Annotated in this window: 25 protein-coding genes; 22 read left to right on the forward strand and 3 right to left on the reverse strand. The window is 39.0% G+C overall.

What is annotated here, in order from left to right; all coding sequences use genetic code 11:
- The first annotated feature begins 4 nt into the window (after positions 1 to 4).
- The 7 genes from GL301_RS04435 to GL301_RS04465 all read left to right on the forward strand — a co-directional run bounded on the left by GL301_RS04435 (position 5) and on the right by GL301_RS04465 (position 8,159).
- Complete coding sequence (locus GL301_RS04435) at positions 5 to 1,537, forward strand: alpha-amylase family glycosyl hydrolase (protein ID WP_274758839.1); 1,533 nt, start codon at positions 5 to 7, stop codon at positions 1,535 to 1,537.
- A gap of 1 nt (position 1,538) precedes the next feature.
- Entirely contained in the window at positions 1,539 to 2,453 is a 915-nt protein-coding gene (locus tag GL301_RS04440) for an MTP-1 family protein (RefSeq protein ID WP_003724793.1), read from the forward strand.
- A 21-nt stretch (positions 2,454 to 2,474) separates the two neighbouring features.
- Positions 2,475 to 3,542 carry a BtaManbiosPhlase gene (locus GL301_RS04445; RefSeq protein WP_274758840.1) on the forward strand — a complete coding sequence of 356 codons (1,068 nt, stop codon included), beginning with the start codon at positions 2,475 to 2,477 and terminating at the stop codon, positions 3,540 to 3,542.
- Positions 3,539 to 5,212, forward strand: coding sequence for a phospho-sugar mutase (locus tag GL301_RS04450; protein WP_003727119.1), 1,674 nt, complete (start codon positions 3,539 to 3,541; stop codon positions 5,210 to 5,212). The genes GL301_RS04445 and GL301_RS04450 overlap by 4 nt, the downstream gene beginning before the upstream one ends.
- A gap of 461 nt (positions 5,213 to 5,673) precedes the next feature.
- Positions 5,674 to 7,227 (forward strand): degradosome RNA helicase CshA, encoded by a 1,554-nt coding sequence (gene cshA, locus GL301_RS04455; protein ID WP_003740508.1) that lies wholly within the window; start codon positions 5,674 to 5,676, stop codon positions 7,225 to 7,227.
- 119 nt (positions 7,228 to 7,346) lie between these two features.
- Positions 7,347 to 7,523 carry a hypothetical protein gene (locus tag GL301_RS04460; RefSeq protein WP_003724799.1) on the forward strand — a complete coding sequence of 59 codons (177 nt, stop codon included), beginning with the start codon at positions 7,347 to 7,349 and terminating at the stop codon, positions 7,521 to 7,523.
- 147 nt (positions 7,524 to 7,670) lie between these two features.
- A complete protein-coding gene (locus tag GL301_RS04465) occupies positions 7,671 to 8,159 on the forward strand; it encodes a QueT transporter family protein (protein WP_003724800.1) in 489 nt (162 codons plus the stop codon).
- 31 nt (positions 8,160 to 8,190) lie between these two features.
- On the opposite strand, the gene GL301_RS04470 is transcribed toward GL301_RS04465, so the two are convergent.
- Entirely contained in the window at positions 8,191 to 8,748 is a 558-nt protein-coding gene (locus GL301_RS04470) for a TetR/AcrR family transcriptional regulator (protein ID WP_070008228.1), read from the reverse strand.
- A gap of 101 nt (positions 8,749 to 8,849) precedes the next feature.
- Here GL301_RS04470 and GL301_RS04475 point away from each other — a divergent pair, with 101 nt between their 5' ends.
- Positions 8,850 to 9,848, forward strand: coding sequence for an amidohydrolase family protein (locus GL301_RS04475; protein WP_003724802.1), 999 nt, complete (start codon positions 8,850 to 8,852; stop codon positions 9,846 to 9,848).
- A gap of 16 nt (positions 9,849 to 9,864) precedes the next feature.
- Positions 9,865 to 10,176 (forward strand): DUF2316 family protein, encoded by a 312-nt coding sequence (locus GL301_RS04480; RefSeq protein ID WP_003730897.1) that lies wholly within the window; start codon positions 9,865 to 9,867, stop codon positions 10,174 to 10,176.
- Positions 10,177 to 10,208: 32 nt separating this feature from the next.
- On the opposite strand, the gene GL301_RS04485 is transcribed toward GL301_RS04480, so the two are convergent.
- Positions 10,209 to 10,562 (reverse strand): winged helix-turn-helix transcriptional regulator, encoded by a 354-nt coding sequence (locus GL301_RS04485; protein ID WP_003727117.1) that lies wholly within the window; start codon positions 10,560 to 10,562, stop codon positions 10,209 to 10,211.
- A 127-nt stretch (positions 10,563 to 10,689) separates the two neighbouring features.
- On the opposite strand from GL301_RS04485, the gene GL301_RS04490 reads away from it, so the two are divergent.
- From GL301_RS04490 to GL301_RS04530, 9 genes are all read left to right on the forward strand, one after another.
- On the forward strand, positions 10,690 to 11,856 hold the full coding sequence (locus GL301_RS04490) for an MFS transporter (RefSeq protein WP_003740511.1): 1,167 nt from the start codon (positions 10,690 to 10,692) through the stop codon (positions 11,854 to 11,856).
- 207 nt (positions 11,857 to 12,063) lie between these two features.
- Positions 12,064 to 14,082 (forward strand): BglG family transcription antiterminator, encoded by a 2,019-nt coding sequence (locus GL301_RS04495; RefSeq protein WP_010958824.1) that lies wholly within the window; start codon positions 12,064 to 12,066, stop codon positions 14,080 to 14,082.
- Positions 14,083 to 14,096: 14 nt separating this feature from the next.
- Entirely contained in the window at positions 14,097 to 14,426 is a 330-nt protein-coding gene (locus GL301_RS04500; protein WP_003721440.1) for a PTS lactose/cellobiose transporter subunit IIA, read from the forward strand.
- Positions 14,427 to 14,762 carry a PTS sugar transporter subunit IIB gene (locus GL301_RS04505; RefSeq protein WP_003721441.1) on the forward strand — a complete coding sequence of 112 codons (336 nt, stop codon included), beginning with the start codon at positions 14,427 to 14,429 and terminating at the stop codon, positions 14,760 to 14,762. It abuts the gene before it with no gap.
- 19 nt (positions 14,763 to 14,781) lie between these two features.
- Positions 14,782 to 16,107, forward strand: a complete 1,326-nt coding sequence (locus GL301_RS04510) for a PTS sugar transporter subunit IIC (RefSeq protein WP_003721442.1) — start codon at positions 14,782 to 14,784, stop codon at positions 16,105 to 16,107.
- A gap of 20 nt (positions 16,108 to 16,127) precedes the next feature.
- Positions 16,128 to 16,856, forward strand: coding sequence for a glucosamine-6-phosphate deaminase (locus GL301_RS04515; RefSeq protein WP_010958825.1), 729 nt, complete (start codon positions 16,128 to 16,130; stop codon positions 16,854 to 16,856).
- Positions 16,856 to 17,809, forward strand: a complete 954-nt coding sequence (locus GL301_RS04520; protein ID WP_003727115.1) for an aldo/keto reductase — start codon at positions 16,856 to 16,858, stop codon at positions 17,807 to 17,809. Before GL301_RS04515 ends, GL301_RS04520 begins: the two co-directional genes overlap by 1 nt.
- A 17-nt stretch (positions 17,810 to 17,826) precedes the next feature.
- Positions 17,827 to 18,594 (forward strand): sugar phosphate isomerase/epimerase family protein, encoded by a 768-nt coding sequence (locus GL301_RS04525; protein ID WP_003727114.1) that lies wholly within the window; start codon positions 17,827 to 17,829, stop codon positions 18,592 to 18,594.
- A gap of 117 nt (positions 18,595 to 18,711) precedes the next feature.
- The gene (locus tag GL301_RS04530) at positions 18,712 to 20,100 is read left to right on the forward strand and encodes a collagen binding domain-containing protein (RefSeq protein ID WP_070232260.1); all 1,389 of its coding nucleotides are present in this window, start codon (positions 18,712 to 18,714) and stop codon (positions 20,098 to 20,100) included.
- A gap of 45 nt (positions 20,101 to 20,145) precedes the next feature.
- Here the strand turns inward: GL301_RS04530 and GL301_RS04535 are convergent, their stop codons facing one another.
- Entirely contained in the window at positions 20,146 to 20,622 is a 477-nt protein-coding gene (locus tag GL301_RS04535; protein WP_070008226.1) for a hypothetical protein, read from the reverse strand.
- A 132-nt stretch (positions 20,623 to 20,754) separates the two neighbouring features.
- Here GL301_RS04535 and GL301_RS04540 point away from each other — a divergent pair, with 132 nt between their 5' ends.
- From GL301_RS04540 to acpS, 4 genes are all read left to right on the forward strand, one after another.
- A complete protein-coding gene (locus tag GL301_RS04540; protein ID WP_003724812.1) occupies positions 20,755 to 21,237 on the forward strand; it encodes a PH domain-containing protein in 483 nt (160 codons plus the stop codon).
- Positions 21,230 to 22,705, forward strand: a complete 1,476-nt coding sequence (locus GL301_RS04545) for a PH domain-containing protein (protein WP_003730902.1) — start codon at positions 21,230 to 21,232, stop codon at positions 22,703 to 22,705. Before GL301_RS04540 ends, GL301_RS04545 begins: the two co-directional genes overlap by 8 nt.
- Before the next feature lie 149 nt (positions 22,706 to 22,854).
- Positions 22,855 to 24,234, forward strand: coding sequence for a protoporphyrinogen oxidase (gene hemG, locus GL301_RS04550; protein WP_003727110.1), 1,380 nt, complete (start codon positions 22,855 to 22,857; stop codon positions 24,232 to 24,234).
- 1 nt (position 24,235) lies between these two features.
- The gene (acpS, locus tag GL301_RS04555; protein WP_003721452.1) at positions 24,236 to 24,592 is read left to right on the forward strand and encodes a holo-ACP synthase; all 357 of its coding nucleotides are present in this window, start codon (positions 24,236 to 24,238) and stop codon (positions 24,590 to 24,592) included.

Below are 24,592 nucleotides of genomic sequence, written 5' to 3' on the forward strand. Positions count from 1 at the left end.
GAACTTGGAATTTTGGCGTCGTAGTGTGTTTTATGAAATTTATATGAAATCATTTCAAGATAGTAATGGCGATGGTTTAGGTGATTTTAAAGGTTTAACGAGCAGATTAGATTATCTAGTGGATTTGGGAATTGATGGTATTTGGTTGACTCCATTTTATCCTTCACCGCAAGTGGATAATGGTTATGATGTGTCTGATTACTGCGATATTAACCCGGATTACGGCGATATGACTGATTTTCGAGCGTTTATGAAAGCGGCAGATGCTCGAGGAATAAAAGTTATTATCGACTTAGTATTAAATCATTCGCCAACAGAGCATGCTTGGTTTAAGGAGTCGCGTAGTAGTAAGACGAATCCTAAACGAGATTATTATATTTGGCGAGAAAAACCAAATAATTGGGAATCGTTTTTTGGTGGTTCTGCTTGGGAAATGGATGAACTTACTGGCGAGTATTACTATCATAGTTTTGCAAAAGAACAGGCTGACTTAAACTGGGCGAATGAAGCTGTTCGCGCAGAAATGGAGCAAGTTTTAGCGTTTTGGTTGAATGAGGGAGTGGCGGGATTCAGGTTAGATGTTATCAATAATTTAACGCTCGTACTTGAATTTCCGGATAATCCAGTCACATCTGGTGAAATGGAGCATGTGTATGACCGTAATCAGAGTGGCTTAGAACAAGCGTTAGAGGATATCGCTTCCTTTTGTCGAAAAGAGCGCGACGTGTTTCTAGTAGGCGAAATTAGCTCGGACCAATTAGCTGAAATTGCTAGATATAGCTCGAAAAAAATGCTAGATGTCACATTTAATTTTAATTTTGGCAGTGTTGATCAGCTAGATGCAAAATCTGTATTTACGACATTGAATGAGATGGAAACGGCATTAAATGAAGGGCAGTGGCCGACGCTTTTCTTTGGAAGTCATGATATGAGCAGGTTCAGAAGTCGCCTCGCATCTGGAGACATAGTAAAGACCCAGTTGCTCGCATTTTTAATGTTAACTGCGAAAGGCGTGCCGTTTATATACTACGGAGAAGAGGTGGGTATGCCTGATTTAACGTTTTCTTCCGTAAAAGAGATGCGCGATATTCAAGGGACAGCCGCGTACTATCAAGCTTTACAAACTGGTTCAGATGAAAAACAAGCACTCGAAATTGCTATTGAAAAAACGCGTGACAAAGCACGTGGGCCGATGATTTTCCCAGATGGAAAGCCATTTACTCTAGGTGAATCATGGATTAAAATGGCGACTTTGCCGGAAAAAGAAGCACGAACGATGTGGCGATTTTATCAAGGATTACTCGCATTTCGTAAAGAAAATGATTTTAAAGAGATGGAATATACTTTTTTGAAGTTGGATGGAGAAGTACTCAGTTATCAGCGAGGTGAATTTATCTTTTTACTTCATTTTGGTGAGGAAGAGGTAACTTATCCGCTTCAGGGGAACTATCAGCTTGTTTTTGGAGAAGCAGTGATGGTAGGAAATGGCATTAGAATGGGCGCGCATACTGGAATTGCGCTTAGAGTGGAGGAATAGAATGAATACAATCGAAAATTTGTTGCAAGTTTACCGGGAAAATAGTGCTGCGTTTGGGACACGTATCACGTTAAATGGTGCTGGCGACAAAGATGTATACAATATTACGGCACCATTTCATTGGCTTGGGAAAGAATATATTGCAGGTCGAGTGGAGTCGCGTGATAGCGAGTTTTCGGAAGTACGCTTTTTTGAAAAAATAGAGACGGACAAATATCAATTGGTTGAAAATACGACTGTTTTAGCGCTACAAGATCCATTTGTTACATTTGTTCAGGGTGAGCTGATTATTGGCGGGGTAGAAGTTTTTCCGAAAGAAACGGACCCGACTATGTTAGATTGGCGTACTAATTTATATCGGGCAACCTCGCTTACTGATTTTGAACAAATTCTTGCCGGGCCAATTGGTATGAAAGATTTACGTATCAAAGAATTGGCTGATGGACGTATTTTAGTATTAACAAGACCTCAAGGCGAAAAGGGCGGTCGCGGGAAAATCGGCGCAATCGTCATTGACTCACTGGCAGAATTAACAATAGAGAAAATAGAAGCTGCACCACTTTTGAAACGGAATTTTTCAGGAGAGGAATGGGGTGGCGGAAATGAGCTTCATTTGTTAGAAGATGAGAGAATTGGCGTGCTTGGCCATATTGCTTGTTTTGATGAAGCGGGCAATCGTCATTATTACGCATGTTCTTTTCGATTGAATGAAGATTTTTCGCAAATTGAGCAAGAAAAAATAATTGCCGAACGTGCTAATTTTGCCCCTAGTGAGCCGAAAAGACCTGATTTAGCGGATGTTGTATTTAGCGGTGGGTTAATCAGAAATTCGGACGGTACTGCGACACTTTATGCAGGGATTGGCGATTCTGATGCACAAAAATTAGCAATTCCGGATCCATTTAAAAATAACTAATAGTAGGAGTTTTGAGTAGAAATGAACATTTATCGTTATGAAGAAAACCCATTAATTACACCTTTAGACGTAAAACCAATCCATGAAGGTTTTGAAGTGATTGGAGCTTTCAACGCCGGTGTTGCCGAATATAACGGCGAAGTGCTTTTACTTCTTCGTGTGGCAGAAAAACCAGTCAGTGAGGATCCAGAAGTAGTCCTTGCGCCAGTTTATAATGCGAAAAGTAAAGAATTAGAATTACAACAATTCCGATTAGATGATGAAAATTATGATTTTGAAGATCCACGAATGATTCGCAGCAAAGCAAAATTAGAAGGTTTTTCTTATTTAACTTCTCTTTCATATATTCGAATTGCTCGTAGTAAAGATGGTCATCAGTTTACCTTAGATGAAAAAACGTTTTTATATCCGTTTAATGAGTATCAGACATTTGGGATTGAAGATGCTCGTGTGACGCAAATCGGGGATACATATCACGTAAATTTTAGTGCGGTATCTGAGTTTGGCGTAGCGGATGCATTAGTGACCACAAAAGACTTTGAAAATTTGGAGTATCAAGGAAATATCTTTGCTCCTGAAAATAAAGATGTACTAATTTTCCCAGAAAAAATTAACGGAAAATATTATGCCTTACATCGTCCAAGTTTGAAAAGTATTGGTAATTTAGATATTTGGATTGCTTCTTCTCCAGATTTGCGCAGTTTTGGCGATCATCGTCATTTGCTTGGAATTCGTCCTGGTGAATATGATAGTGGCCGAGTTGGCGGCGGATGTGTGCCGATTAAAACAGAAGAAGGTTGGTTAATTTTATATCACGGAGCAACTGAAGAGAATCGTTACGTGATGGGCGCGGCGCTTCTTGATTTAAACGACCCAACGATTGTACTGAAAAGAACGAAAACGCCTATTTTAGAGCCAGTTGCCGATTATGAGAAAAATGGCTTTTTCGGTGATGTTGTTTTCGCATGTGGGGCCATTCAAGAAGGTGATACGCTGCATATGTATTACGGCGTGGCGGATACTTCTATGGCGGGCTGTGACATGAAAATCAGCGAAATTCTACATCAGTTAGAAGTGGAAAACAAATGACTTGGCAACAACATTTGAACGCTTGGCAAAATGCCGATTTATCAGATGAGTGGCGCCGTGAATTACAACGAGTGGAACAGGAGCAGGAACGATTTGATGGTTATTTAACCTTTGGGACTGGCGGGATGCGCGGTAAAATGGGCGTTGGAACGAAGCGCATCAATCTTTTTACCATTAGACGAGTAGCGAAAGGTTTGGGAGATTATGTTGTCGCGAATGGAGGAGCCGAAATGGGTGTTGCGATTGCGTATGACTCGAGACATCATTCGGGTGCTTTTGCGCAGGAAACGGCAAAGGTCCTGGCGGCGCAGGGAGTCAAAGTTTATTTATCCGATACGATTCGCCCAACACCAGCGCTATCTTTTTGCGTTCGAGAAAAGGGGGCATTTGCGGGCGTTGTGATTACAGCAAGCCACAATCCTTCTATCTATAATGGTTTCAAAGTATATGATAAAAATGGCTGTCAAATCACATTGGGTGTAGCGCAGGAAATTGCTGGCTATTTAGAAAACACAACGGATATCTTTACCATACCAGTGCGCGAATTACCCAATCCACTCGTTATGACGCTAGGAAAAGAAATGGACGATGCTTATTTAAAAGCTTTAACAGCAGTCGTTTCTCGCCCTGATTTGCTTGCTGACTACGGTAATGAACTACAGATTTGCTACACACCGCTTCATGGAGCTGGAAAAGAACTTGTTATGCGTGGGCTTTTGGAAAATGGATTTTCGGAAACGACCATGATTGCTGAGCAAAGTGAGCCTGACGGGGATTTTCCGACAGTGGTTTCGCCTAATCCAGAAGAAGAAAACAGTTTTGAACTAGCCAAAAAGCAGGCGAAAGAAATACAAGCCGATATTATTTTGGCGACAGATCCGGATGCTGATAGGCTGGGGGTAGCTGTTTTAAACAAGCAAGCTACGTATCAAATTTTAACAGGGAATCAGCTAGGCGCATTGCTTTTACAGTATATTTTAGAAGCCAAAACGTCGGTAACTCAGGCGGATACGATGATTAATACAATTGTTACTGGGGACTTAGGTGGAAGAATCGCGCATGACTTTGGAATTAATCATATCCAGACGCTCACGGGTTTCAAATTTATCGGTGAAAAAATAGCCGAAATGGAAGGCACGGAAAAAAACTTTCTTTTTGGATACGAGGAAAGTTACGGTTATTTAATCGCGCCATTTGTTCGGGACAAGGACGCCGTTCAGGCAGCATTACTTACAGCAGAAATGGCCCTTTTCTATAAAAAAGAAGGAACAACACTTCTTCAAAAACTAACAAATTTATATGAAAAGTTCGGCTATCATAAAGAACACTTGCACACGATTACGCTAGATGATAGCGATGGAACAACTAAAATGAATCAAGTGATAGACGATTTGCGCAAAGAGCCAACTTGTATTCCCGGCATAACGGTTTTAGAAGACTTTCTAACGAGTAAGCGAACCAATCTTTCAACGATGGAAATGACAAACATAGAGCTACCAAAAGAAAATGTTTTAAAATTTTACTTAAACGATAACGCCTGGTTTGCAATACGTCCTTCTGGAACGGAACCGAAATGCAAAATCTATTTCCAAACAATCGGTCAAACAGAAGAAATAGCGACAAAAGCTATGGATGAGTTGAAAAAATGCGTTTTAGCCAAATGGGATTAATAAAAAGCTGGAAATTGTTTTCGGACGATTTTCAGCTTTTTTTTAAAGATTTATCTATAAAAATCGCTGAAAAACCCGGATAAGCGTACATTTAAAAAGAATTAAGTTTTTTTATTCGATAATAGCAAGGAAAGATAAGCTTTTGACGTTGAAAAGAAATCGTTAGTGTGTTATGATGATAGATGGAAGTTTATTAGGTTTATATTTAGCCTAGTGATTAATGAGGGCTTTTTTATTTGATGCGTTAGAACTGCTATAATGGCAGAGAAATTTTCTGATGCCGTGAATCATTTTGCTTGGTGCGCCCAGGCTTTTCTATTGCAGAAAAATGAAAATGAAAGATAGCAGTTTTCATAAAAACAACTGCAAATGAACAGACAAACAATCGTAATAAGCGTATTGTGATGAATTATAAAAGTAGCTCTCCTACCAAACTTTAAACAGGTAAAGGAGAAATGACATTGACAAAATTTTCGGAGTTCGGACTGGACGAAAAAATTGTAAAATCAGTAAATCGGATGGGGTTTGAAGAAGCAACACCAATCCAAGAAAAGACAATTCCACTAGGACTAGCAGGTAAAGACTTAATCGGGCAAGCACAAACAGGTACTGGTAAAACAGCCGCTTTTGGTCTTCCAATGATTCACAAAATTGACCAAAAGAGTAACAACGTACAAGCTTTAATTATTGCTCCAACACGTGAACTTGCAATCCAAGTTTCTGAAGAGCTTTATAAACTTAGCTATGACAAACATGTACGTGTGCTAGCGGTTTACGGTGGTAGCGATATCAGCCGTCAAATCCGTTCACTTAAGAAAAACCCACAAATCGTAGTTGGTACGCCAGGACGTATTTTGGATCATATTAACCGTCGCACACTGAAACTAGACCACGTGGAAACACTTGTACTAGATGAAGCAGACGAAATGCTAAACATGGGCTTCATTGATGATATCGAAACTATTCTAAAAGAAGTACCAGCAGAACGTCAAACTTTACTATTTTCTGCAACAATGCCTGATCCAATTCGCCGTATCGGTGAACGTTTCATGCATAGCCCAGAACTTATTCGCATTAAAGCGAAAGAAATGACTGCACTATTAATTGAACAATTCTTCGTAAAAGTGCATGAAAAAGAAAAATTTGACGTATTATCTCGTTTATTAGACGTTCAAGCACCGGAACTAGCTATTGTTTTCGGTCGTACGAAACGTCGTGTAGACGAACTATCTCGCGCGCTTGATATGCGTGGTTACGTGGCTGAAGGTATCCACGGTGACTTGACGCAAGCAAAACGTATGAGTGTACTACGCAAATTTAAAGAAGGAAAAATTGATGTTCTAGTTGCAACAGACGTAGCAGCTCGTGGACTTGATATTTCCGGCGTAACACATGTATATAACTATGATATTCCACAAGATCCAGAAAGCTATGTTCACCGTATCGGTCGTACTGGTCGTGCTGGTAAAGAAGGTATGGCGATTACTTTCGTACAACCTCGTGAAATGGGTTATTTACGTATTGTGGAAGAAACTACGAAAAAACGTATGCAACCACTTCAAGCTCCTACTTGGGACGAAGCATTTGCAGGCCAATTACGCGTAGCAACTGAAAAAATTCAAGAAGCAATCACAGAAGAAAACTTAGCTGACTACAAAACGTTTGCTAACGAACTTCTTGAAAAATACGATGCAACTGACATCGCAGCAGCAATGCTTAAAATGTTAGCGAAAGAGCCAGACAAAACTCCTGTCCATATTACTGAAGAGCGTCCATTACCATCCCGTGGTGGCGGTGGCTACAAAGGTAAAAATGGTAAAGGCGGCAAAGGTGGCGGCTATCGCGGCGGAAGCGGCAAAGGCGGAAGCTACCGCGATCGTAACAACAGCGGCAAAGGTCGTCGTAGCGGCGGCGGAAGCGGTTCTGGCGGTGGTGGCAATCGTGATCGTCGTAGTGGCGGCGGAGAACAACGCAGCGGCGGCAACAAAGGCAACTACTCACAAAAATCTAAATAAGATTATTAGACAAATAGTTACCATATAGATAGACTGTAGATAAAGAAGTTTTTAACTTTATCTACAGTCTATTTTTTTATAAATACTAATGTTAAGGATACGGGAGTGTGGCGCTCGTCATGAAGATAAACAAAATTATCGAATATATTGTAGTAGCAATCATCGTTTTAGGTTGGACTTACTTCATTGTTATTAAAGAAATTCTCCCTAAAAATATAGGATTTATTTCATTAGTAATTTTATCAATAATTCTTTATTTTGTAGGCAAAAGGTTGAATGGGAAACATAGCAGATAAAAAAACGGCTATACTCTAAGTAGCCGTTTTTTATGTGCAATAATTCATTTACATTAACTTCCAAATATGAGAAAATAGCATGTTGGCAAAATTGCCACACGTGGTTCATTCATACCATCCCACGTAAAAAAACTAGGAGGAAAAATAATGAAAATGAAAATTTTGACGGTGAATGCAATTATCGCCGCACTGTATGTAGTGCTCGGTATGATTGTTGCACCAATTGGGTTTATGGCATTACAATTTAGAATACCAGAAATCTTTAACCATCTAATCGTCTTTAATAAAAAATACTTTTGGGGTATTATCGTAGGTGTGTTTATTACGAATTTATTCTTTTCTGGATTAGGGTGGATTGATTTAGTTTTTGGCGTAGCACAATCGGCTATCTCGCTTTTACTAATGATTGGAATTTCTAAATACGTTAAAGGAATTATTCCGCGGATGATTATTAATACGATTCTTTTCTCGCTAACGATGGCAATTATCGCTTGGGAGTTAGTAATTGTTTTTGACTTACCGTTCCTAATTACTTGGGCAACAACAGCCGCAAGTGAATTCATCGTAATGGGTGTCGGGATTCCGCTAATGTATCTATTAAATAAACGGTTGAATTTCCGTAAAATGATTGATTAAATGAGAGAGTCTAAGGGAACTTAGGCTCTTTTTATTTTTGTAAAAAGCGAGCTGCCTCCTGTATCAATTCAACTAATTGACCATTCGTATAGTCTTTATTCGATTGCTGAATTTCTGTCGCTAAACTTAAAATCATCCTAGCAAAATAATTAGGAATAAAGTGACTATCTGAAAAGGAAACTTCTTTTAACAAACTAATTCGAAGTATTTCTCCAGACACTACATCGACAAAAATATTTTCTGCCCGGCTCCAAAAAATCGCTTGAAATAAAAGCGGATTTTTTTGAATAGTTCGGAGGATTAAGCGTTGGATATTTTCTTTTGTTAAAATAATTTGGTCGAATTCCAAAGAGAAGTACTGCATGGTTCGCAAAATCTGGACTTCAATCACTTGAATAATCTCCTCATGATGATGATAAAAAGTGGCTCGTGATACTCGCGCTTGTTCGCATAAATCTTTTATAGATATTGATTCAAATGTTCTACCTTCCACATAAAACCTCTCCAAAACCGTATATAGTTTGGTTTGTGTTTTTTGTGTACGTAAATCAACATTCAACGGTTGATGCACTTTTACGTAGTTATTCATAAAACTCTCCTTTTTATGATACATAATTGTTATTAGTGTATCGAAATGTGGCTATTTTAGCAACTTAAAAAGGGGTATTGTTTACTTAAGGAGGAATGAACATGAAAATTATAACAATAGAAGAACATTTTGAATCCGAAGTCATTACGAATGAAATCAACAAAGTCACTGGAAATTTAGTAAGTGGACAGGTTAGTCCGGAAATGTTTCAATATATGCAAAAGGAACTTCCTTCAGCAGCGGAAATGCAAGATACAGAAAAACGTTTAGCATTTATGGACCAACATGGTATTGATATCCAAGTACTCTCTTATGGAAATAGTTCTCCGCAAAACTTAGATCCAAAAATTTCGGTAGCTCTGTGTAAGCGAGCTAATGATGAACTAGCGAAGGTGATTCAACAAAATCCTACGCGATTTGCCGGTTTTGCTGTCTTACCAGTAGGATCACCAGAAGATGCTGCTATTGAATTAAAAAGAGCCGTAGAAGAACTTGGTTTCAAAGGTGCACTTGTAAAAGGGCAGTTTGAAAACAAATATTTTGATAATCGCTTTTATTATCCGATTTTCGAAATGGCGGAGAAACTAGATGTACCGATTTCGTTCCATCCATCGTTTATCCCAGAAACTATTACAGAACAATATTTTGCCAGTGATGCTTGGTCTGATGTGGTGACAGGGGTATTTTCATCTGCTGGTTTTGGTTGGCATATGGATGTTGGCATTCAAGTCGTGCGGATGATTCTTTCAGGTATATTTGATAAATTACCGAATTTAAAAATCATCACAGGTCATTTAGGTGAAATGGTGCCAATGTTTTTAAACAGAATGGACAATACACTCGGCCACTGGACAACGCTTGAACGGAAAATTTCTGATTACTACCGGACGAATGTGTATGTGACACCAAGCGGCTTATTATACCAAAATGAATGGAAGTTTTTATTAAATGAATTAGATGAAAATCATCTTATTTATGCGCTAGATTATCCTTTTGTAAAACCAGAAAATGCTAGGACTTTCCTAGATACGCTTGATTTAACGGATGAAGTAAAAGCAAAAATCGCTCACGAAAATGCTGAAAAATTATTACATTTATAAAAGGTGGAACTGAAAAATGACTTTATCAAAAGAACAAATCAAAGCAACGAAAAGTGAGTTTGCGGAGAATTTGGCGCTTGCGAATTTAACAATTGCCGAAGTAGCGAAAGAACTAAATACAAGCGAAGTAAAAATAGAACGGATTTTGAATTTAAAACAGCGTTCTTTAAATGATGGTTGGATTTTGCGGAATTACTTACTTAGAAAGGTAGCGGAAGTAGGGAAGACACCAGTTCCGTTTACGGCGCTCAGTGGGGATTATCATAGGTATTGGTTTTTAGATGGAGAAGAAATTGATTCAGGGATATTAAGTATAGGGAATCATTAAAAATAGCCACCCGAGAGGTGGCTATTTTTCTATTAATCTCGTTTCAACAAAACAATATCTTCATTCTTAGTGAGCAAAAGATCCACATGATTCTCGCCCCATAAGCAAAGTTTGTTCAAAATCTCCGACAACGATTCGCCGTATTCACTCAATGAATACTCGACTTTTGGTGGGATTTGTTCATATACTTTGCGGACAATAACCCCGGATTTTTCCAGCTCGCGCAATTGTTGTGTGAGCATTTTTTGTGTGATGTTGGGGATGAGTCGTTTTAATTCGCCAGTTCGTTTTTTGCCTTCGCGTAAATGGCAAAGGATGACTGGTTTCCATTTTCCGCCTATAACTTCTAGTGTAGCTTCGACGCCGATATTATATACTTTAGTCATCGTAATCCTCCTATAGGCACTTTTTAGTATCTATATGACTTTTAAGTACCTTCTTGTTATTCTGTACGGCATATAAGATACTGTATAACAGAACGAAACAATTTGCAATTTTTTAGGGGGGAACGATGTGGATATGAAAAAAGTAAATCCTAATTTGACACTTTTGGCGCTAGCGATTAGTGCGTTTGGGATTGGTTCAACAGAATTTATTAGTGTGGGACTGCTTCCGCTGATTTCTTCTAGTATGGGTGTGTCGATTAGTACGGCTGGTTTAACTGTATCGATTTATGCGCTTGGTGTGATGGTTGGAGCGCCGGTTTTAACAACTATGACGGCGAAGATGAATCGTAAAAATTTGTTATTATTAGTCATGCTCGTGTTTCTGATAGGGAATCTTGTCTCGGCATTTGCTGTGAGTTTTGGAATGCTCCTTACTGGGCGTGTTGTTGCGGCGTTTGCGCATGGGGTGTTTATGTCGATTGCTTCTGTTATCGCTGCCGATGTGGTTCATCCGAGCAAACGAGCTAGTGCGATTGCGGTGATGTTTACAGGGTTGACGGTGGCGACTGTGACAGGGGTGCCGCTTGGGACGTTTATCGGGCAACTATTTGGTTGGCGGATGTCATTCCTGTTTATTGTTGCGATTGGCGTGATTGCGATTATTGCTAATTTTTTCCTCGTGCCGAAAAACTTATCCAATGGAAAAAGTATTTCATTTAAAGCGATTGGACAATTATTAGTTAATAAAAAAATCGTGATGGTGTTACTCATGACAGCGTTTGGCTATGGTGGTACTTTTGTGGTTTATACGTATTTGTCGCCGATGTTTAGCGGAATGGGCTATTCTACAAGCATGATTGTTATTTTACTTATTGTGTATGGTGTGATGGTTGCGATTGGGAATACGATTGGTGGGCATTTTGCGAATGAGCGCCCGGCTAAGGCACTGTTCGTGATGTTTAGTTTGCAAGGGATTACGTTATTATTACTTCAATTTACATCGACCAACGCGATTTTTGGATTAATGACTATTATGTTGATGGGATTTTTTGCCTTTATGAATGTGTCTGGTTTGCAGTTATATGTCGTGCAATTGGCAGAGCGGTATTTGCCAGAAACGGTGAGCATGGCTTCGGCGCTTAATATTTCAGCTTTTAATGTTGGGATAGCAGTAGGTGCATTTATTGGCGGATTAGTTACGGAATATATTGGTTTGGGTTATACCCCGATTGTTGGATTTTTAATGGTTTTCATCGCAATTATTTTAACTTTCTATATGAAAAAAGATAAATAGTTCAAATAATAGGCCTTTTACAGTGAATGTAGAAGGCTTTTTTTGTGCTTTCAGTAGCTCCGACCTATTCCGGCAAGGTTTTTTTCCAGTTATAGTAAAATGGATAGTTTTTTTGTCCCTACGTATCTGACAAAAATAGCTATATAGCTTATTGTAAGCCCTATCATGAAAATGATAAATTGAATTTAGAAAGAGGAGTGATACCTGATGAAACTAAATCAGCAGTGTATTCAAATTTTAGATTTTCTTATGGAGCAGGAAGATTTTAAAAATATTGGTTATATTTCTAACGCGCTTGGTTGTTCGGAGCGAAGTGTTCGTTATAGTTTGGAAAAAATCGATATTTTTCTCCATGAGCAAACATTACCAGCTCTTATCAGACATACAAGGAAAGGGGTGCTACTTCCGGAAAAGAATATCGTAAATCCGGTTGTGCGTAAATTTAAGCAACAAATTACGCCGAAAAAATATCGTTACAGCCAAGAAGAAGTGCAGCAATTTTTACTGCTAAAACTGCTTTTAAGTGAAGAAGTGCTCCCGGTTACTTATTTTGAAGAAGTCCTGTTTATTTCCAGATCCTCTGTGCTAAATCATCTACGTGCTATTGAAGGAGAACTTTTTTTAAATAATTTAGATTTATCGCATCAGCCTAGGCATGGCTTTCTAGTGACTGGAAATTTAATTACGAAAACATCGCTTTTTGCTAGAAGTTTCTTGCGTTTTATTAATATCCGCGAATTTTATCAGTTTTTAGATTCGGAAAATAGCTTATCTAAAAAAGGCGAGTTATTTTTTTATAATCTTTTTGAACTGGAGATTTTGCAGGAGGTGAATCGTGAGGCGCATTCGGTGGAGGAGAATATGACACGTGCGATGGATGAGCAGCTTTACTTAACGCTAATTGCGATTTTACTAAAGCAGCATGAAGCCAAACCGGATTTTCAGTTTACAGCAGATTTTATGATTAAAGATGAGCTTGATCAGGCGTTAGCAACAATTATTGGGTCTTTGAAGCAGTATCAATATGGGCGTGAAGATGAGGCGGTAATTGAAGCATTTGTAACAGGTATTTGCGAAAAAATGGGTGAAATTTATCAAGTGGATTTTGTGCATGGCGATACGGATTTTTTCACGCAAATCAAAGCACACATTAAATTAATGATTAGGCGTGTTCGCGCCGGAGTCACTATCGAGAATCCGATTTTTAATGAATTTATGCGCGATAATCGAGAAATTTTTATGCGTGTGAAGGAGAGTTTGGATGCACTCAAGCCGTTATTGCCGATTTCTGTCAGCTCTCAAGAAATTTCATTTTTAGCTATTTATTTTGCATCTGAGGTACAACGCAATAAACAAACAGTTGAAATGAAGCCGAATTTGCTGATTATTTGCCCGGAAGGTGTCGCTGTTTCAAAAATGATTGCGATTCAGTTAAAGCGTATGTTTGAGTTTGAATCGATTCAAACAATTGGCCTCAGAAAGTTCAAACGCGCGATGATGGCTGATTTTGATTTTGTGATTAGCACAGTGGATTTACCAGATATGCAAGACGCAAAAGTACTCCGGATTCATAGCTATTTGCAAAAAGAGGATATGGAATTACTGCAAAAGCATTTACGGATGAAACTCATCAAAAGTGATAAACAGATTATTAATAAGTTCAGTAAGATTTTAGCGATTATTGGCGAAAACACGCAAATTACTAATTTAAGTAAATTAGAATTCGATTTATTGGAAGCGCTTATATCGGATGAATGTGAAACACCAAAAAGGCTTATACCACCGTTTCAATTTACAGAAGAAGCGATTGTTATGGAAGAAACATGCCCAACATGGAGGCAGGCAATTAAGCTTGGAACAAAATGTTTGGAGCATTTAGAAGTCATTGAGCCGAGTTATCATGAAAAAATCATCCATAACTTAAAAGCATACGGGCCGTATATGGTCGTTGCGCCAGGTGTTGTCATTGCACATGCGGGGGCAAGTGACGGTGTTTTGATGGATGGCATTGGAGTGACGATTATTGAGGATGGCATCATGTTTTTCGATAGATACGAGGAGCCGGTTCATGTCATTTTCACCTTAGCTTTAAAAACAAAAGAGGCGCACTTGATCGTGGAACAATTAATGAAGTTAGCGCTGGACGAGGAAAAAATGCAAAAAATTAAAATGGCTAGCTCAAAACGTGATATTTATCATTACGTTAAGTCGGCTATCTTTGAATGAGAGAGGGTTTCATAATGGACATAGAAAAAATATCGTTTTCATTAATTTCACTGGCGGGGGATTCGTTTTCTAAATTAATTGAAGCATTACAGGCCGCAAAAGAATCAGATTCAGAATTAGTAGAACAACTTTTAAAAGAAGCAGATGACCTAATGATTGAAGCGCACAAAGTACAAACGGAAATGCTGATTCAAGAAACAAGAGGGGAACAAGCAAATTTTTCCGTTTTACTCGTACATGCGCAAGATACTTTAATGAATACCATCTTAGCATCGACTTTAATTCGAGAAATGATTGAAATGCATCAAGAGATTAAAACATTAAGAAAAGAGGAGGAAAAGTAAATGGAAATCAATCAATTACATGTACTTTTAGTGTGTAACTTAGGCGCATCTACAGGGGTAATGGTTACAAAAATGAAGGAAATCGCCCAAAACAGTGAAAAGCTCACGAATACAGATGTGAAAATTGAGGCTCATCCAGCAGGAGAATTACGCGAGCATATTGAAGACTTTGACGTTATTTTAGTCGGTCCTCAAATCAAACATCAACTTAAACATTTAAGTGAAATTGCGGCGGAATATAATAAACCAATTCAAGTCATCGATACGAAAGATTACGGCACTGTTAATGGCGCAAACATTTTAAAAGACGCAATTATTCTTAAACTGAACAAATAAAAAAGTGGAGGGAAACAACATGTCGAGTAAAAACAAACAATCTTTTATGAACCGTTTTATTGCTTTTATGGAGAAATATTTTGAACCTGTCGCAGCTAGAATTGAAAAACAACGTCATATTTCCTCAATAAAAAATGGGATGATTGCTTTGATCTCGGTTTTAATTATTGGATCATTTTCGCTGATTATTTCAGCAATCGGAAATATGTTTCCAGCAGGTTCTGTTGTGAAAGAATTCTTTGTTCAAAATGCAGCAGCGCTTAACTTACCGTTTCAATTTACGTTTGGATTACTATCGATTTATGCGGCTATAACAATTTCCTATAGCCACGCAAAACAAATGAAAGTACCTGTGTTACATAGTGTGATGGCAGCTGTTATGGTGACGCTCATCCTCAATACGAAAATGGTTGACGGGGTGCTTAATACAGAATTTCTGGATTCAAGAGGGCTATTTATTGCCATTTTTGCAGCGCTGATTTCTGTAGAACTTATCGGTTTATTTATTAGAAAAAATATTACGATTCGAATTAAAGGGTTACCGGCGGGGATTGCGACTACTTTTGAAGCAATTATTCCACTAGTTGTACTGCTATTCAGTGCTGTTGGACTAAGTATTTTAATGCAAAGTGTCACTAGCGGTCAAATCATTCCGGAAGCCTTTACGACGATGCTAGCTCCGGCGATTAATAGTATTGATACGCCTTATGCGGTTTTCCTTATTTGTTTCCTTGAAATGCTATTCTGGTTTATCGGTCTAAATGGTTATGCGATTTTGATTGGTTTTGTGCTTCCATTTATGACACAATATTTAGGAGCGAACGCGGCTGCATATGCGGCAGGAGAACCAATTCCGCACGTATTTGCGCCAAACTTCTGGGATTACTTCATGGGCTTCTCTGGTTCTGGTATTACAGGTGCATTAGTTATCCTTGCGCTATTTAGTAAATCAAGAGAATTAAAAGCGGTCGGAAAAGTGTCGGTTGTTCCAGCGATTTTCACAATTTCTGAACCAGTTGTATTCGGTTTGCCAATCTGTTTTAATCCGTATTTGTTTATTCCATTCGTACTTGGAACGCCAATTTTAGCAGTAGGGCAATGGTTTGTGTTCCACTTTGGTTGGGTTCGTCCGCCGATTGCGAATGTTGGCGGTACACCGATTCCGCTCGCGCAGTATTTGGCGACGATGGATTGGCGCGCGATTATTTTAATCATCTTCGTTCTCGCAGCAGCCGTTTGTATGTACTATCCGTTCTTCAAAATGTATGAGAAGAGCTTGATTAAAGAAGAAGAAGTTGTATCAGAACGCCAAGCTGCGCACGATGCACTAGACTTGGATTTCTAATAAGAAAGGTTGATTTTAAAATGAAACTAATTATTAATGAAAATGAGCAACTCGTGGCGCAAACAGTGACCCAAAGAATCATTGAATTGGTAAAAGAAAAACCTGCAAGTTTAATTTGTATCGCTGGTGGGGACACGCCTTTACTAACAATAGAAGCGCTTATTAAAGCGAATCAAACGGGCGAAGTAGATTTTAGTGAGACGCAATTTGTTGGTTTGGATGAATGGGTTGGCCTTGGACGCGAAACAAAAGGTAGCTGTATCCAAACACTCTATGATGCATTTTTCGACCGTTTGAAAAATGTTTCTAGTGAACAAATTTGCTTTTTCGATGGGAAAGCAACGAGCTTAACGGATGAATGCGCTCGTGTAGACAAGTTTATCGACGACCGTGGCGGAATGGATTTTATTTTGCTGGGGATTGGACTTAATGGGCATATTGGCTTCAACGAGCCATTTGTGCCTGTAGATGTGAACTGTCATGTCGTGGAACTTGATGATGTAACGAAACGCGTCATGAGCAAATATTTTGATACAGATTTGCCACTAACACACGGAATTTCTCTTGGTATGCAACAAATTTTAGCGGCGAAAGAAATATATTTAGTAGCAACTGGCGAGAAAAAAATTGATATCGTGAAACAAGTAGTGGAAAAAGAACCGACAGTAGCGATTCCTGCAACACTCGTAAAAGATTCGAATACAACACTTGTAGTCGATAAAATTGCCGCGAGTGGGGTGGAAGCATAATGGAAAAAATTATCGTTAACGGCAGAAAAAATGGACAAAAAATAGAGATAGCTTGCTCTAATTTAGTGATGGGTGCAGGAGATTTCTTACGTGCAGATAATATGGATTTTGCGGGTCCAGTACTAGATCAATATTTTGAAATGGGTGGAAATATTTTTGATACGGCGCGCCATTATCGCCATAGTGAAAAAGCGATTGGCGCGTGGATGAATATGAGAGGAAATCGTGATAGTGTCATTATCCAAACGAAAGGCGGGCATCCAGTTCGGGAAGCAAGCGACGTGCCGCGGGTTACTCCGGAAGCAATTCACGAAGATATTTCGGTTAGTTTAGATACGCTACAAACAGATCATGTTGAATTATTCGCACTTCATCGCGACAATCCAGATGTAGAAGTGGGTCCTATTATGGAGGCGATGCATAAAGAAGTGGAGGATGGCCGCGTTTATGCTATCGGGCTTTCAAACTGGGAGCTCCCGCGTATTATCGAAGCGAATGAATATGCAGTGAGCCATGGATTGACGCCACTAAGCTTTAACAGCCCTAATTTTAGTTTGGCAAAAGTGAATCGACCACGCTGGGAAAATTGTGTTTCGGCGAGTGAAGAGATGATTCGCTGGCATGAGGCGACGAATTTGCCACTATTTTCTTGGTCATCACAAGCAGGCGGATTTTTCTCTGGTAGATTTTCTGAGGAAGACACGCGCGATACGGAAATGGTCGAAGTTTATTATAGTGAGGCAAACTGGGAAAGATACAGTCGTGCCAAGCAACTAGCTAACCAAAAAGGTTGCACTCCAATCCAAATTTCGCTTGCTTATGTATTAACGCAATCATTCCCGACAGCCGCTGTCATCGGTCCGGAAAATGCTACGGAACTTCAATCTTCCGTTGCAGCGGCCGGGATTAAATTAACAGCGTCTGAGGTTGATTGGCTGGATTTAAAGGCATAAGGAAAGGCGGAGAAACAATGAATATAAAAGAAAAAATAGCAGTCCAACTTTATTCTGTACGAAAAGAAATGGAGCGCGATTTAGAAGGTACGCTCCGGAAAATGCATGAAATCGGCTTTCGATATGTGCAACTTGATGGTATGCGTGGCAATGATCCAAGCGAGGTACGTCGTTTACTGCAAAAATATGAGTTAAAAGTGATCGGCATGCACATCAAGCATGATCGTTTTATGAATGATTTGGATGGCATCATTGAAGAAGCTTATTTCTTTGATTGTAAAACTGTTTTTGACAAATATATTGAAGAAGAGGACCAAACGACAGCGGGCTACACGGCAACAAAAGCGGCGTTAATTAATGCGGCGGAAAAACTACATCCACTAGGTTTTCGCATTGGTCTTCATAATCCGGAATACGATTTCAATGAATGCATTCATGGTCGCAGAGTGATGGATTATATTACCGACCCAGTTGACGGTATTTGTATTTATGCTGAACCTGATACTTACTGGATTCGCGCAGCTGGACATGATGAAACAGAATTTATTAAACGCTACAGCGGCCGCGCGCCGATTGTGCATATGAAAGATTTTTTGAGCGGTTTTGAACTAGAAGATATGGATAATAATTTAGTCGAAATAGGGCAAGGTGAAGTGGATTTTCGCGCTATTATTGAATGGGGCGAAGCAAACGGAGTCGAGTACTATTGCATTGAGCAAGATAAATCCAAACGAGCTATGTTCGAAACACTAGAAGCCAGTTACCAATATTTATTGCAGCTATAAAAAGAAAAACGTCAGACTTGTTCTGGCGTTTTTTTGTGCGCAAAATCATTGTACGGTTTTTAACAAGCAAGTTGTGGGAACTATAAAGATAGATGTTTTAAGGGGGAATGAAACAAAATGAAAAAAAGATGGTTAGTATTTGCAATTATATGTTTAATTATCACTGGATTTTTAAGCCCAAAAGCAGAAGCTGCAACAGATTACGGCAGCAGTTTTTTTACTAATGTATCATTACAAAATCAAAACGGGGAGCAAACAACGAATTTTAAGGAAAATAGTAAAGTGCGAGTGGCGTATGATTTTGTCATTACACAGCCAGTTGCAAGCGGAGAAACAATGACGCTTACTATTCCTAATCAACTAAAATTAATTAATTATGGCGGATTCCCTCTTATGGATTCGCAAGGAAACACTATTGCAAATGCAACCATTGATCAAGCAACGGGAACCATTACATTAACTTTTACCGACTATGTAAATACACATACAGATTTAAGTGGCAGCCTCTTTTATAACGCAACTTTTAACAGCAAAAATATTCAAACAGATCAAGTAAATCCAATCGCATTTCCGGTGAAAAATTCGACCCAAACGATAAACGCCTTTATTAGCAAAGTTAATACTGGTGGCGGTACGGGCTCACCAACAATCGTTTTTAAACAAGGGCGAATGGATGATAAAGACTTGAGTATTTTACATTGGACTGTTACTTTAAATAATGCGTTGACACCTATTGATAATGCCGTTTACACGGATACGCTTGGCTCAGGGCAAAATCTGCTTGGAAGTGCAACAATCAAATACCGCGATGCCAACAAAAAAGTGATAACTACCAATATCCAGCCAATTACGCTGGATGCGGACCGCAATTTTGAATTATCTATTGGCACGTTAAATAATCAATCTGTTGTCATTACTTATGATACGAAAATTACGACGAAACAAAAAAGCTATACAAATAAAGCAACACTATCCGGTGATAACCTAGATGCTGTTTCGAGAAATGCGACAGTGAATGATTACGGTAGCGGTGGACAAGGAACAGGAACCCCGCCAGCGCCACCGGTTAAAGAAGAACCACCATTTATTCCGGCTGAAAAGCAACCGATTGAAAAAACAGTCGAAACAGATTTTGGTCCACTTGAAATCGTTAAAGATTCCGAACAAAATGGTAAAATTAAAGTCATCTATAAAGTGAAAGATGGCGATACATTACCTGGAGTAGCTAATAAGTTTGATGTCTCTGTTGCAGAAATTAAAGACTGGAACAATCTCACATCGGATACTTTACAAGCCGGTCAAAAATTACAACTAACGATTGAAAAAACACTCTTATCCAAAATCACCATTCCACCTGTGCAAAAAGTGACTAGCTCAACAAGCGTAGACGGTGTCGTAAAAGCAACAGGGGTTTTACCTCATACTGGGGATTCGAACCCGTTTATCCCATTTGTAACAGGGGTAAGTTTAGTAGCACTTGGTTTTACATTTGGACGTAGAAATTAACGAAAAAGGAAGCACTCTTCTTATGAATGAGTGCTTCCTTTTTTATTATAATAAGTGCCCTTTTTTTCGATGCGTCACTTGTTGGTTTTTAGAATGATCATGAAACGATTTAGAGTTTTTCTTTGGTTTCTCTGGAAGGTTTATGGTGATTGTTTTGCTCTCACTAGTCCCATCTGTCATTGTCGCTGTGATTGTCACTAAATTATTTCCAGGTTGCAAATTAGCTAATGCAAATTGATGGTTTTCGGTGCTACCAGCAATTGATTGCGTTTGATTATTTGTTTCGGTGGTAATCGTGGCGACTTCCTCTGTTACAAACATTAATTCCGCGCTATTTTTTGTCGTTTCAATATAAGGATTTTGGATGGAGTAAGGTAGAAACATATCCATTAATTCGTTTGTGGTTGCAGTTGTATAAGTAGTTCCTGTTGCTTCTTTTTGCGCGTGGGCAATCTCCGGAAGCCAGTTTAACGTTAGTGATAAAAGCGCTATTATTAATAGAATATAACCTTTTTTCTTCATCCTTCTCACCTCTTCTTGTTATATTATAAAAAAGAAATATGAACAAACTATGAATAAAACATGATAGATTTAAAAAATCGCTACCAATTTAGCTGTTTTTAACGTAAGATAAAAGAAAAAAGGAGTAGAGCAATGGAACTTGATAATTTAGAAAAGAAATTACCGGAGAAAATTAAAACAGTTTGGCGGCAAACGGAGGGAATTGCTGTTCTTACTTTTCTACTTTGTTCGGTTGTAGCGGCAATCATTTTGTATTATGCAGGAGCTTCGGTGTGGTGGAGTGCGATCGGTTTTGGATTAACGGTACTTTATGCTGCCTTTATTTACTTATTCATTATTCCGTTTCGTTTTGCACGTTGGAGCTACCAGATTAAACCAGACGAAATGGAAATTCAGCACGGCATTATTTTTAGAAGTCGTGTCTTAATTCCGATGATTCGCATTCAACACGTGGAAACGGAGCAAGGTCCGCTACTTAGAAGACAAAAACTCGTTTCTTTATCGATTACAACTGCTGCAAAAACACATAAGATTGAAGCGGTAAACGAGTCTGAATCAGATGAACTTAGACATCATATTCTTGAACTTGTGAAGGTGGCGAAAGAAGATGTTTGAAGAAAGACGCCTCCATCCGATTGCCCTCATTAAAGAAATTATTACGAACGTAAGACGCAATATTGTTCCTATCGTCGTCGGTTTATTTTCCGTTTTCCGCGCCATTAATAGTAACGGTTATTTGCCGGACTGGGCTGTATATTTAATTATTGTCATCGTTATATTACTCATTTTAACCCCCGCAGTCTTAAAATACATAACCTACAAATACACCCTCGAAGACCAAGGGATTCGCATCAAATACGGTTTGATTTTTCGAAAAAATACATACATACCTTACGAGCGCATCCAAACCGTCCAAAAGAAACAATGGTTTTTCTTTATCCCATTTAATGTCTGCCAAATTTTAATCGAAACAGCTGGCGGTAACGGGAAAGCAGAAGCTGATTTAGTCGCTGTCCCAGTTGGCGTAGTAGACGAATTAAAAGATTTACGCGACGGTAAAAAGAGAGACATCCAAGAAGCCGTGCCAGAAACCGAGGAAACCACAGTAGAAGTGGCAGAAGCACCAGAAAAAACGGTCATGCTACAAACAAAACAGCTTATTTTAATGGCAGTAACATCCGGCGGCGTTTTCGGGACGCTCCTTATCGTTCTAGCATTCATGCAACAATTCCGAGAAGTCATTCCGACAGACTGGATGGAAGCTCAAGCAGAAGAGTTATGGAAAATGGGCATTATCGTACTAATTGTATTAATTGTCTTGATTCTTTTGGTATTATGGGGAATATCGATTGTGACGACATTGTTCAAGTATTTCCAGTTCAAATTGATGAAATATCCCAATTCACTTGTTGTAGAAAAAGGACTATTAGAACGAAACCATACAACCATTTCACTTTCGCGTATTCAAGGAATCACCATTATTGAATCACCACTACGACAAATGCTCGGCTTAGTAGCGGTCAAAGTTACTACTGCAGGGAACTCGGGTGATGAAAAACTATCCGGTGACATTTTACTTTTGCCTATTATGAAAAAAGCGTTGGCTTTAAAAACATTAAAAGAAATGCTACCAGATTATTTATTTGAAATAGAAAAAATGGAACGTGCTCCAAAAGCCAGTTTGCGCAGATTTTTGCAGATTTACTTGATCTGGACAATTATCCCAGCCGCAGTAGCAAGTATTTTATTTTTCCCACTCGGCTTAATTAGTATTATTTTGCCAGTTTTAGCAGGGATAAAAGGGGTAGCCAGCTACCGCGCGACTGGAGTTTTCACAGATAAGCACACACTCCTTGTCCAGTCACGCCCAATTTTCTCCAAGTTAACGCACATTATCCGCAAAGAGCGAATTCAAGGTTTAAGCTTAAGACAAAGCATTTGGATGGAAAAAGGCGGATCAAGGCACTTAAATGTTTGGCTTAAATCAGGAAGTACAAGCGCTGAAGCTTATGTTCGCTATATCAATCAAGACTTAGCTATCAAGGTATACAATTGGTACAGCCCGTCCAAAACAATAAATTAAAAAAGAACACGTCATTTCCTAAAAATCGCTGATCAATAGCGACTGTAATTTTGGAAATGGCTGTTCTTTTATTTTTTGTTCAATTACCCTGAAATCTGGTAAAATAGATAGAATAAACGAAAGAGTAGATAGAGAGGATTGGTTAAGTAGTGAAACATATAGTCATTATCGGAGGCGGCTTATCAGGGCTTGCAGCAGCGTATGAACTACAAAAAACACATCCGAATTATACGTGGGAATTAGTAGAAAAAGACAAAAAACTAGGCGGGAAATTTGAAACGGTTAAACGGGACGGATTTTTAATTGAAAAAGGACCAGACTCCTTTTTAGCAAGAAAACCAGCTGGTGTAGGCTTAGTGAAGGATTTAGGACTCGAAGATAAACTGATTGCGAACGCGACAGGAAGATCCTACATTTACCACCAAAAAGCACTTCATCCGATTCCAGAAGGCTCAGTGATGGGAATTCCAACAGATAAAGAAGCATTGCTAGCTAGTACACTCGTATCCGAAATTGGGAAAGCTCGCGCACTTCAAGAACCAACAATGGAACGAAATAATCAAGAACAAGATCAAGCACTTGGCGAATTCTTTGAAGCGCGATTCGGTAAAGAATTAGTCAAAACAATTATCGAACCACTTTTATCAGGAATTTATGCCGGAGATATATACAAAATGAGTTTACGCGCCACTTTTCCACAATTCGAACAAGCAGTTAAAAAATATGGGAATTTGATGGATGGCTTAAAAGAAAGTAGCATGCAAACGACAGGGACAAAAGCTACTATTGGTGCTTTTCGAACATTAGAAGGCGGGCTAGATGCGTTACCAAAAGCCATTGCCGCCGCACTTCCAAAAGGAAATTTGCATACAGCAAAACAAGCAACGAACATTACGAAAAAGAATAGCTCTTACGAAATTTCTTTTGTAGATGGCGATAAAATGGAGGCAGATGGCGTCATTATCGCTGCCACACATGATGCGCTAATTCATTTATTAGCAGAAAAAACGACAGAACCATTCGCGGGACAACCGCTTACGACTCTCGCAACTGTCTCATTAGCATACAATGAACAAGATGTACCGATTTTACCAGATGGAACAGGCTATCTAGTTGCCAGAACCGCTCCATATAAAACCACTGCTTGTACATGGGTGCAGAAAAAATGGCCGCATATGGTACCAGAAAATAAAATGTTACTACGAGGCTTTGTTGGGAAAGCGGGAGAAACTTGGTTAGAGCAAGCAAGTGATGAAGCAATCGTTTCAGCTGTTTTGAGAGATTATGCGGAAATGATGGACCTTCACGCCGCGCCACTTTTTTATGAAGTAAGCCGAATGAAATCCGCAATGCCTCAATACTTAGTTAATCACCAGGACCGACTAAAACAATTGAAAAAGAACATCAAAGCAGATTACCCAGGGGTTTATTTTGCAGGAATGAGCTACGAAGGTGTGGGTATTCCTGATTGCATCGCAGGAGCTCAAACAGCCGCTAAGGAATTAGTAGATTACTTGGAAGAGGTGTAACATGATTAAAGGAATCGGACTAGATATGATTGATTTAGAACGTGTAAAACAAGTCGTGGAAAAGAATCCACGCTTTATCGAACGTGTTTTAACAGAAAAAGAAATTAAGCAATTTGAAAAATACGAAGGTAATCGCAAAATCGAATTTTTAGCTGGGCGTTTTGCAGCAAAAGAAGCATATGCTAAGGCGAATGGAACTGGTTTTGGCAAACATTTAAGTTTTACGGATGTAGAAATTTTGCAAGTAGAAGATGGGCGACCCCATGTTACTTTACCAGTCAAATCAGGTGAAAACGTTTTTGTGAGCATTACCCACACAGCTAGATCAGCCGCAGCTCAAGTGATAATTGAAATTTAG

Source organism: Listeria sp. LM90SB2, from assembly GCF_028867355.1.
In the GTDB taxonomy this organism is placed as follows: domain Bacteria; phylum Bacillota; class Bacilli; order Lactobacillales; family Listeriaceae; genus Listeria; species Listeria monocytogenes_B.

Bases quoted from the DNA above. Each gene is read 5' to 3' on its own strand.
- GL301_RS04485 (WP_003727117.1), bottom strand. From the start codon at position 10,562: ATGACTAAAGTATATAATATCGGCGTCGAAGCTACACTAGAAGTTATA.
- GL301_RS04440 (WP_003724793.1), top strand. From the start codon at position 1,539: ATGAATACAATCGAAAATTTGTTGCAAGTTTACCGGGAAAATAGTGCT.
- GL301_RS04535 (WP_070008226.1), bottom strand. From the start codon at position 20,622: ATGAAGAAAAAAGGTTATATTCTATTAATAATAGCGCTTTTATCACTA.
- GL301_RS04510 (WP_003721442.1), top strand. From the start codon at position 14,782: ATGTCGAGTAAAAACAAACAATCTTTTATGAACCGTTTTATTGCTTTT.
- GL301_RS04445 (WP_274758840.1), top strand. From the start codon at position 2,475: ATGAACATTTATCGTTATGAAGAAAACCCATTAATTACACCTTTAGAC.
- GL301_RS04540 (WP_003724812.1), top strand. From the start codon at position 20,755: ATGGAACTTGATAATTTAGAAAAGAAATTACCGGAGAAAATTAAAACA.
- GL301_RS04460 (WP_003724799.1), top strand. From the start codon at position 7,347: ATGAAGATAAACAAAATTATCGAATATATTGTAGTAGCAATCATCGTT.
- acpS (WP_003721452.1), top strand. From the start codon at position 24,236: ATGATTAAAGGAATCGGACTAGATATGATTGATTTAGAACGTGTAAAA.
- GL301_RS04520 (WP_003727115.1), top strand. From the start codon at position 16,856: ATGGAAAAAATTATCGTTAACGGCAGAAAAAATGGACAAAAAATAGAG.
- GL301_RS04480 (WP_003730897.1), top strand. From the start codon at position 9,865: ATGACTTTATCAAAAGAACAAATCAAAGCAACGAAAAGTGAGTTTGCG.
- GL301_RS04515 (WP_010958825.1), top strand. From the start codon at position 16,128: ATGAAACTAATTATTAATGAAAATGAGCAACTCGTGGCGCAAACAGTG.
- GL301_RS04475 (WP_003724802.1), top strand. From the start codon at position 8,850: ATGAAAATTATAACAATAGAAGAACATTTTGAATCCGAAGTCATTACG.
- GL301_RS04495 (WP_010958824.1), top strand. From the start codon at position 12,064: ATGAAACTAAATCAGCAGTGTATTCAAATTTTAGATTTTCTTATGGAG.
- GL301_RS04530 (WP_070232260.1), top strand. From the start codon at position 18,712: ATGAAAAAAAGATGGTTAGTATTTGCAATTATATGTTTAATTATCACT.
- GL301_RS04500 (WP_003721440.1), top strand. From the start codon at position 14,097: ATGGACATAGAAAAAATATCGTTTTCATTAATTTCACTGGCGGGGGAT.
- GL301_RS04450 (WP_003727119.1), top strand. From the start codon at position 3,539: ATGACTTGGCAACAACATTTGAACGCTTGGCAAAATGCCGATTTATCA.
- GL301_RS04470 (WP_070008228.1), bottom strand. From the start codon at position 8,748: ATGAATAACTACGTAAAAGTGCATCAACCGTTGAATGTTGATTTACGT.
- GL301_RS04505 (WP_003721441.1), top strand. From the start codon at position 14,427: ATGGAAATCAATCAATTACATGTACTTTTAGTGTGTAACTTAGGCGCA.
- GL301_RS04465 (WP_003724800.1), top strand. From the start codon at position 7,671: ATGAAAATGAAAATTTTGACGGTGAATGCAATTATCGCCGCACTGTAT.
- GL301_RS04525 (WP_003727114.1), top strand. From the start codon at position 17,827: ATGAATATAAAAGAAAAAATAGCAGTCCAACTTTATTCTGTACGAAAA.
- GL301_RS04545 (WP_003730902.1), top strand. From the start codon at position 21,230: ATGTTTGAAGAAAGACGCCTCCATCCGATTGCCCTCATTAAAGAAATT.